This is a genomic window from Streptomyces rimosus subsp. rimosus, from assembly GCF_000720725.1.
Lineage (GTDB): Bacteria > Actinomycetota > Actinomycetes > Streptomycetales > Streptomycetaceae > Streptomyces > Streptomyces rimosus_A.
Genome location: NZ_JOCQ01000218.1, coordinates 1 through 1,989, shown reverse-complemented (window position 1 = coordinate 1,989; position 1,989 = coordinate 1). Strand labels below are relative to the sequence as shown.

The 1,989-nt window shown below is 78.3% G+C and carries 2 protein-coding genes; both read right to left on the bottom strand.

All coding sequences use genetic code 11. The features are described from left to right. Positions 1-273: 273 nt before the first annotated feature. A complete protein-coding gene (locus IH45_RS0142535) occupies positions 274-546 on the bottom strand; it encodes a hypothetical protein (RefSeq protein ID WP_030682526.1) in 273 nt (90 codons plus the stop codon). Positions 547-736: 190 nt separating this feature from the next. Beyond that, positions 737-1,989 (bottom strand): FUSC family protein (locus IH45_RS0142530; RefSeq protein ID WP_032919561.1); only part of this gene is annotated, 1,253 nt, incomplete at its 5' end.

Genomic DNA, 1,989 nt, shown 5'->3' with positions numbered 1-1,989 from the left:
CGCCCCGGCAGCGCCAGGGCGGCGACCGCCGCGGCGGCTCCCGCGACGCGGCCCCGGCGAACGGCGCCATGGCCGACGCGCTGCGGCGGGCGGGCCTGCTGGGCAAGGAGAACGGGGGACGCTGAGCCGGGGGCGGCCGGGGCCGGTGGTTGCCGGTCCCGGCCGTACGGGGTCCGGGCCGCGCCCGGCCGTACGGGGTCCAAGCCGGTCCCGGCCGTACGGATACCGGGTCGCGCCCCGCTCAGGACACCGCGCTCCAGCGCCCCGTACGCGTCACTCCGGCGCGTCCTCGCGCGGTACCGGCCCGGGGCCCTTCCGGTGCCGTCCGGCGCCCGGCTTCGCCACGTGGCTGACCCACCGGCCGTTCTCCTCGGAGACGTAGCTCTCCCCCGTGGGCGCTTCCTTGGCGCTGCGCTCCCGGGAGGCGGGGGCGGCCTCCTGTGCCGCGCGCTGTGCCCTGCGTTCCCGTTCGGGGCGGTTCTTCGACATGTCGTCGCCCACGCCCAAGTCACCCACGCCCGTGTCACCCATGCTCATGTCACCCATGCCGGCTCCCTGCTCACGCTGGAATCGATGCCCCGGCGGTGCCGCCCGGCGCCCCTCCAGTACCGCACCGGCCCGGCACCGTCGGCATGCCCGGCGTGCCAAGCGGGTGGCGGCCGGCGGCAGCCGCCCGGCGCCCGTCGGCGGCACGCCTACCCGCCGGCGGCGGGTTCAGGCCGGGGCCGCGACCCCGTTACGCCGCCCCCGCGAAGCCCCGCAGGTGTTCCAGTTCGGCGGCCACGTCGGTGAGCGTCGCGCAGCCCGGTACGGGCGGGATCTGCGCGGCGAGCGCGGGCGGGCCCGGGCGCCCCGGGTCCTCCAGGGCGTCCGCCATCGCGGTCAGCGCCTCGCACAGGCGGCGCGCCTCCTGCGGGGTGGGGCGGCGGGCGCCGTGGTCGAGCCGTACCGCGCAGGCCGTCGCCGCGTCCACGATGCGCTCGGCGGCGGTGACGACGGTGAGCCAGTCGGGGTTGCGGCCGCGCGCCGCGACGAGTTCGGCGGCGGCGGTCTCGGCCGCCGCGCGGGCCTCCCCCAGCGCCCGGTAGGCCGCCCGGCGCCGCACCAGACGCTCGCCGCGGTCGTGGCCCGGCTCGGTCCGCAGCACCTCGCCCAGATACGTTTCGGTGGCGCGCAGCGCGGCCGTCACCCGGTGGCCGACGCGGCGGCGCGGGTCGGCGAGCCGCGGCAGATGGCCGACGACGAGGACCAGGGCGCAGGCGGCCGAGGTGTCCACGATGCGCTCCAGCGCGGCCTGCGGATCGCCGCTGACGTGCACGAACGACAGCACCATCAGCGTGATCGCGACGGTCTGCAGCGCGAAGTGGCGGGTGGCGAACGGCAGCAGCGCGCCGCCCGCGCCGGCGATCAGCGCGGGCCACCACCAGCCGTCCAGCAGCGCCCCCGCCGCCGCGAAGACCAGCACGCCGGCGACGGTCCCGGCGAAGCGGTTGACCGTACGGGAGAACAGCGGGCCCAGGTCGGGCTTGACGAGGAAGGTGGCGGTGGCGGGCAGCCAGTACCAGTGCTCGGCGCGCAGCGCGAGGGCCACCGCCGCGCTCACCGCGATGCACAGGCCGACCCGCAGCCCGTAGTCACGTCCGGCCGGTCCAAACATGCTCCGTACGGGCCTGGTGCGCGGGGCCATCAGCACGGGTTCCGGTCCGGGCTCGCGCTCGTCCGGCCGTACGGCACCCGAGATCACCGCGGGTCCTCCGTCGGCCCCGGCGGCGTCCACCGGCTCCGTACGGGCGAAGACCACCGCCGCGTCCAGGAGCGCACGGTCGAAGGCGCCGCGCGCCGGTGAGCCGGTGTCCGGTGCGGACAGCCGGCCCGGCGGGCGGCCGGTGCGCAGCGCTTCGGCGAAGCGGCGCGGCCCCTCGGCGACCCGGTCCGGCAGCGGCCGGGCCTCCCACAGCAGCGCGACGCTGGCCTCGCACAGTGCGGTCG